The sequence below is a fragment of the Streptomyces virginiae genome (genome assembly GCF_000720455.1).
Lineage (GTDB): Bacteria > Actinomycetota > Actinomycetes > Streptomycetales > Streptomycetaceae > Streptomyces > Streptomyces virginiae.
Map to the genome: position 1 here is coordinate 1 of NZ_JOAK01000067.1, position 6,742 is coordinate 6,742.

Here is a 6,742-nt window from a genome sequence, read left to right on the forward strand (position 1 = left end):
CCCCGCCCCGCCCGCCGGCACCCCGCGCCAGGGGGCCGGCAGGCCCCGCCCCCCACCCCGCAGATGACGGACCGTCAGCGTTGTCGGTGCCCGCCCCTACGTTTGCGCCCATGAGCCGATCCATCCAGGCACTCGCCTACGCACGCCCCTCCGCCCTCACCACCGAAGGCGGCACCGGCCTCCTCGGGCTGGAGACCTCCGGCGGGCTGACCCCGGTGGGCCGTGAGGCCCACCCGCAGTTCTTCGCCGGGTTCCTGAGCTCGCCTCAGGCCGCCGCCCGCGGCCTGCTCGCCGTCGCGGACGTCGCCGCCACCCGCTATCACCAACGCACCCTGCGGGCCTCCCTGGACCCGGTCGTCACCGCGGGCGGCGACCGGCTGCGCTTCGAGTCCTTCTCCGGCTGCTGCGGGGTCTACGCCCGGCTCGACGTACTCCCCGAAGGACTCGCCGGCGCCGACACCGGCCACGGCACCACCAACGTCGACGTCAACAACCCGCTGCGCGAGGCCCTGTCCCGGCTGAGCGGCGACGAACCCCTGCACCTGCGCGTCGGCCCCGACGAACTGGCCGTCACCACCGCCGACGGACCCGTGGTGGAGAAGAAGGTCCCGCTGCCCGACCGCTGGCTGCGCGGCTTCGCCGAAGCCCAGGTGATCACCGCCGGCTTCGACCTGCGCGCCGAACTGTCCGCCGCCGAGGCCGTACGGTTCCTGCGCACCCTCCCGCGCACCACCACCGGCGCCGGCGCGGCCGGCCGGGGGTCCCTGTGGGTGGTCCCCGCCGGCCGCACCCTGCGCCCCACCACCCGCCCCGTCCCCGGCGCCGTCTGCCTGCCCGGCCCCGAACGCCTCACCGCCCTCCAGCGGGTACTGCGGCACGCCACCGCCCTGCGCGTCTACGGGCCCGCCGCCCCGGGCGGCGCCGCCACCGCCGCCGCCTGGGAGGTCACCCTGCCCGGCATGCGCCTGACCCTCACCCTCTCCCCGGAGCCCAGCCGCGGCTTCTCCGGCGAGGGCGCCGTCCTGGAGGCGCTGGCCACCGACGAAGCGGCCGCCGACGCCGACCTCGTGTCCGTACTGCTCTCCTGGGAGCCGCGCATCGACACCGCCGACCTCGCCGCCCAGAGCGGACTGAGCCCGCAACGCGTACGTGCCGCCCTCACCCGGCTCGGCACCGCCGGCCGCGTCGGCTACGACGCCGCGGACGCCGCCTACTTCCACCGCGAACTGCCCTACGACGCCGGCCGCGCCGAAGCCCGCAACCCCCGCCTCACCGCCGCCCGCGCCCTCCTCGCCGACGGCGCGGTCCACCTCCACACCCCCGCCACCGCCCCCGGGCCGGGCACCGCGACCGTCCGCTCCGGCGAGCGCCACTACCAGGTCCGCGAGGCCGCCGGCGGCGTCCTGAGCTGCACCTGCCAGTGGTGGGCCGACTACCGCGGCCGCCGCGGCCCCTGCAAGCACGCCCTCGCCGTGCGCATGGCCCGCCGCGGCCGGACCACCACCGCGCCCACCGCCACCGCTCCCACCGCCACCGCTCCCACCGCCACTGCGCCCACCGCCACTGCGCCCACCGCCACTGCGCCCACCGCCACTGCGCCCACCGCCACCGCTCCCACCGCCACCACCGCGCCCGCCACCGTCACCGCTGCCGGAGAGACCCGATGAACACCCTCCTCGACGCCGTCCGCACCGGCCGCTGCGACCTGGTCACCAGCCTGATCACCCCCCTCACCGACCACGAGCGCCGCGCCCACCTGCCCGAACTGACCGCCCTGCGCGCCGAGGCACGCGCCTGGGACTGGCGCCGCCGCTGGGACGCCGAACCCACCCTGCGCGCCCTGCACCTCGCCGGAGCCGGCTGCCACACCGGCCCGGCCGCCGCCGCCTCCTGGATCGCCGCCCGCGACCTGCGCGACGCCCGCCCCCGCGACACCGCCCCCCTGGCCGCGCTCCTCGCCGGCCGCGCCCCCGACTGGCGCGCCGACGTGGCCCACCGCCTGGCCGCCCGCACCGCCACCGTCGCCGACGACTACCCCCTCATCCGCGCCCTCCTGGACGGCACCCAAGCCCCCGCCCCCACCACCGACGGCTTCGTCCACGCCTGGGCCCTGGCGACCACCACCGCCACCGACACCACCCCCACCGGACGGCACCGCCCCCGCCCGCGTCCACGCCCCCTGCGGGTCGCCCTGCGCGAAGACCCCTACACCCCCCACCTCGTACCCCACCTGTTCGAAACCGCCGAACCCGCACCCTCCCTCACCTGGTACGACACCCCCCACACGCCCGGCCGCTGGCCCGCGGAACTCGCGCACCTGGCCGCCCAGGGCACCGTGGAGCGCCGCACCCTCATCGACGGCAGCATCAACCGCCTGCTGCGCGGCGGCCGCACCGCCCACCTCGCCTTCTACACCGACCTCCTCGACGTCCTCGACCTCACCACCGACGAACGGGCCGAACACACGGCGGACTGGATCGCCCTGGCCGCCGACGCCCCCTCACCCACCGCCGGCCGCGCCCAGCAGACCCTCACCGCACTCTTCGAAGCCGGCCGCCTCCCCGCCGACCGCCTCGCCGAGATGTCGCAGGCCGTCCTCTTCCGCCCCGAGAAGAAACTCGTCCGCGCCCAACTGGTCCTCCTCGGCAAGGCCCTGCGCCGGCGCGCCGAGGACCGCTCCACCCTGCTGCCCGCCACCGCCGCCGCCTTCGGCCACCCCGACACCGTCCTGCAGGAGAAAGCCCTCAAACTCGTCGCCACCCACCTGCGCCCCGGCGACGACGCCCTGCGCACCGACCTCGCCTTCGAGGCCGAACACCTCGGCCCCGCCCTGCGCCGCACGGCCGCCGACCTGCTCGGCGCCATCGCCGACCCCACCGGCCCCACCGGCTACGAGGAGACCCTCCCGGCCGCACCCGCCCGCCGCCCCCTGACCACCGCCGGCCGGTCCCTCGCCGAGACCGTCGAACTCGTCGCCGCCCTCGCCAAGACCAACGCTGCGACCGCCGAGGAGACCGAGACCGCTCTCGACCTCCTGGTCCGCCACGCACACCAGGACCGGACCGCCCTGGCCGCCGCACTGCTCCCGGCCCTGGCCGACCGCCACTGGGCACGCCAGGACGCCGGCCACGCCGACCCCGGCCACCTCTCCGGCCCCGAACTCCTGGCCGCCGCCGTCCTCGGCCGCCTCGACCCCGCCGACCTCGCACCCCAGCGCCCCATCAACGGCCGGGGCTTCGGGCAGCACTGCATCCACGACGCCCTCCAGCGCGTCACCACCGCCCGGGCCCGGGAAGCCGCCCTGCGCGTGCTCACCGACCCCCTCCCGTTCCTGCTGGCCACACCCACCTGGGACTGCGGCACCCTCGAACCGCAGGACCTCATCACCCGCCTGACCGCCTACACCCGCCAGGGCCGCGTACCCGCCCCCGCCGACTTCGCCCAGGCCCTGCTGCGCGTACGCCGCGACCCGCACGCCGCCGCGCAGGCCGAAGCACTCGCCACCGACGAGGGCCGCCGCCTGGCCGCCTGGCTCACCACCGACGGCGCACCGGCCCCCCACACCCGCCACGTCACCGACCGCGGCCCGCGCACCTGGTGGGGCGGCCAACAGGACATGCCGCGCCGCATCGTGCTGGAACTCGCCGAACACCTGGTCATCCAGAAGGAGTTCCCCGCCGTCTTCCACCCGCTCGGCCGCCCCCGCACCGGAACCCCGCACTGCTGGCACTGGCGCGGCCAGGAACTCGCCCACCTCGCCGTCCTGCCGCAGGACCGCGAGACGCAGGCCGTGTGGCTGCTGCCCGACCTGACCGGCTGCGCGATCGGCGAGGACCGCGGCGCGGGAGAGGTCCTCTCCCGGCTCGCCGAACTGGGCGGCCCCGCCGGCCCCGCACTGCACCTGGCCGTGGCCACCGCACTGGGCGCCCGCCACACCGAGGACCGCCTCGCCGCGGTCGACGCCCTGCTCGTCCTGGCCGCAACGGGCGAGCTGGACACCGCCCTCCTCGGACGCGACCTGGCCGAACTGCTGCGCCTGGGCACCGTCAAACCCAACCGGCTGGCCGACGCGGCCCGCACGGCCGCGGCGACCGGAGCGTACGCGACGACCTGGGCGGTCCTGGCCGGGGCACTGCCCGCCGTCCTCACGGACGGCCCGGCCCGCGGCGCGGGCGAACTCCTCGCCGTGGCCGCCGACTGCGTCGAACACTGCGGAGCCGGCGGCCCGCTGCCCGAGGGCCTGGCCCCGGCCGCCGCCCGCAAGGGCACCTCCCAGCTGGCCACCCAGGCCCGCCGCCTGCGCACCGCCCTGGACACGGCCGCCGCGGCCGGTTGACCTTGACCCTGGGGGAGAGGGGAGCGTAGCGGCCATGGAGGAAGAAGCACTGCTCAGCATCGGCGCGTTCGCCCGCCGGGCACGGCTGTCGCACAAGGCCCTGCGGCTGTACGACCGCCACGGCCTGCTGCCGCCCGACCACGTCGATCCCGTCACCGGCTACCGGTACTACCGGCCAGACCGGCTCGCCGCCGCCCGGCTCATCGTGCGGCTGCGCGGGCTGGACATGCCGCTGGCCGACGTCGGCGCGGTCCTGGCCGCCCCGGCGCCGGAAGCGGCCCGGCTGGTGGCCGCGTACTGGGACGGCGTCGAGCGCCGTCACGCGGCCCAGCGCGAGCTGGCGGCACACCTCCGCATCCACCTGCTCGGAGACGAAGGGATCCTGGACATGTACGAGATTCACCAGCGCGAGGTGCCGCAACAGCTGGTCCTCACCGAACAGCGGCACATCACCCCGGAGGAACTGCCCCACTGGATCCCCGCCGCCCTGGGCCGGCTGCTCCCGGTGGCGCAGGAGCACGGGGGCGTCTTCGGCGACCCGTTCGTCGTCTACCACGGGGAGGTCGACGAGGACGGCGACGGCCCCGTGGAGCTCTGCGTCCCGGTGGACCCCGCCCGCGCCGGCCGGCTCCCGGCGGCCTGCCGTACCGAACCGGCCCACACACAGGCCTACACCCGCCTGACCAAGGCACAGGTGGCCTACCCGCAGATCCTCTCCGCCTACGACGCCGTCCACGCCTGGGCGCAGCGCGAGTCCCGCACGACCGCGGCGGCCCCCCGCGAGGTCTACTTCGCCGACTGGTCCCAGATCGGCCCGGCCGACCCGGCCTGCGACATCGCGCTCCCGCTGGCCGACTGACCGCCCCCCCCGCACCAGGCCGTACGCGGCACGCGGCGCGGGGGCACGCCGTACCGCTACGCCGGACCGGCCTGCCGCGCTCCCGTGTCCACCGGCTCCTGAGGGGAGGAACCGGGCCGGGAGCGCCTCCCGGCCCGGTTCCGGTCGCGGTACCAGGCCCCCGCGCCCACCACTACGGCCGCCCCGGCCCCGTACAGGGGCGGCCACAGGTCGTCGTGGACGCCAGGCAGTCGGCGACGGCCTTCTCCCGCCCGCTCTCCCGCCCGCTCTCCTGCGCGTACGCCAGCGCGGCGGCGTCACTGCCGGCCGGCCCCGCCACCGCCGCCCTCGTGCGGATCACCTCGTACCGGCCGATGCCCTCGCAGCCGCTGCGGGTGCCCGGCATCGGGAACAGCCACTCCAGGCGCTGCAGCACCGGAGCCACCGCGATCGCCGCGCACAGGCCGACGACCAGCGCGTACGCGACCAGCGCGCGCATGTACGCGGTGCGGATGCCGGGCCGCCAGGGGACCGGACGGGGCCCCGGATGGGCCCGGACGGGGGAGGCGCGCCGCCTGTCACGCGCCTGTGACAGTCGGCGGACAGCTTCATGAAGTCCGGGAGCCAGTCTTTTAACCAGAGAACAAAACAGACATTTCACCCCAAGTTCTCTGGACCTGATCCTCCCCCCGCCTCTCCTCTGGAGTCATCCTCATGTTCCGTGCCACCTCCCGGAAGCAGCGTTTCGCCCTGTACGCCGTCTCGGCCGCGATCGTCGGAGGGGGCGCACTGGTCCCCACCAGCGCTTTCGCCGCCCCGGCCGGAACAAGAAGGACAAGTGGGAGGACAAGCACAGCAAGCACAACAAGGGCAAGAAGCACGAGAAGAGCCACGGCAAGAAGAAGAACAAGGTCCGCGACGTGGAGAACATGCCGGGCTGCAAGTTCTACCAGGGCAAGGTCTACTGCGAGCACAAGCCCGACAAGCCCGCCCCGGAGACCAAGCCGGAGACCAAGCCGGAGACGAAGCCCGAGACCAAGCCGGAGACCAAGCCGGAGACCAAGCCGGAGACGAAGCCCGAGACCAAGCCGGAGACCAAGCCGGAGACGAAGCCCGAGACGAAGCCGGAGACCAAGCCCGAGACCAAGCCGGAGACGAAGCCGGAGATGGCTCCCCAGCAGGAGTCCGCCCCCATGAAGGAAAGCGCCGCCGCCTCCGGCTGAGACCGCAAACCCCACGCCATGACCCTCCGCACCCAGGCCTGATCACACGGCACGCAAGACCGCAGCCGACCAGCCCCTGCCGGACCCCACCGGGACCCGACAGGGGCTTCGCGGCGGCCCCGCGACCGAGCGGACCGGAATGGAATGCAGTGGGGTGGACGGAGCCGGCCGGATTCGAACCGGCGTCCTCACGGTTTTGGAGACCGCGCGCGACGACCTCTGCGCTACGACCCCGCCCGCCCGGCATCCTAAAGGGTGTTGCAGAAGGCTCAGTCTTGGGCATTTTGCCTGTATGGGTGGGGTGTTGCGGGCTGAGCCGGTGTGGGTGGAGACGTTCACGGGCTT

General features: G+C 75.4%; 5 protein-coding genes and 1 tRNA gene. 4 read left to right on the forward strand and 2 right to left on the reverse strand.

Annotated elements, in window-relative coordinates:
- The first annotated feature begins 110 nt into the window (after positions 1 to 110).
- Genes IG86_RS0137720 through IG86_RS0137730 form a run of 3 tightly spaced genes read left to right on the forward strand, consistent with a single transcriptional unit; the run spans position 111 to position 5,195 of the window.
- Positions 111 to 1,667: an SWIM zinc finger family protein gene (locus IG86_RS0137720; protein ID WP_244306279.1), complete on the forward strand. Its 1,557-nt coding sequence runs from the start codon at positions 111 to 113 to the stop codon at positions 1,665 to 1,667.
- On the forward strand, positions 1,664 to 4,336 hold the full coding sequence (locus IG86_RS0137725; protein WP_030903017.1) for a DUF6493 family protein: 2,673 nt from the start codon (positions 1,664 to 1,666) through the stop codon (positions 4,334 to 4,336). Before IG86_RS0137720 ends, IG86_RS0137725 begins: the two co-directional genes overlap by 4 nt.
- 34 nt (positions 4,337 to 4,370) lie before the next feature.
- Positions 4,371 to 5,195, forward strand: coding sequence for a MerR family transcriptional regulator (locus IG86_RS0137730; RefSeq protein ID WP_030833799.1), 825 nt, complete (start codon positions 4,371 to 4,373; stop codon positions 5,193 to 5,195).
- A 172-nt stretch (positions 5,196 to 5,367) separates the two neighbouring features.
- On the opposite strand, the gene IG86_RS39555 is transcribed toward IG86_RS0137730, so the two are convergent.
- On the reverse strand, positions 5,368 to 5,673 hold the full coding sequence (locus IG86_RS39555) for a hypothetical protein (protein ID WP_051785655.1): 306 nt from the start codon (positions 5,671 to 5,673) through the stop codon (positions 5,368 to 5,370).
- A gap of 421 nt (positions 5,674 to 6,094) precedes the next feature.
- Between IG86_RS39555 and IG86_RS0137740 the strand changes: the two genes are divergently transcribed.
- On the forward strand, positions 6,095 to 6,397 hold the full coding sequence (locus IG86_RS0137740) for a hypothetical protein (RefSeq protein WP_030903019.1): 303 nt from the start codon (positions 6,095 to 6,097) through the stop codon (positions 6,395 to 6,397).
- Between the two features lie 159 nt (positions 6,398 to 6,556).
- Here the strand turns inward: IG86_RS0137740 and IG86_RS0137745 are convergent.
- Positions 6,557 to 6,631 (reverse strand) — tRNA-Trp (locus IG86_RS0137745).
- Positions 6,632 to 6,742 lie beyond the last annotated feature (111 nt).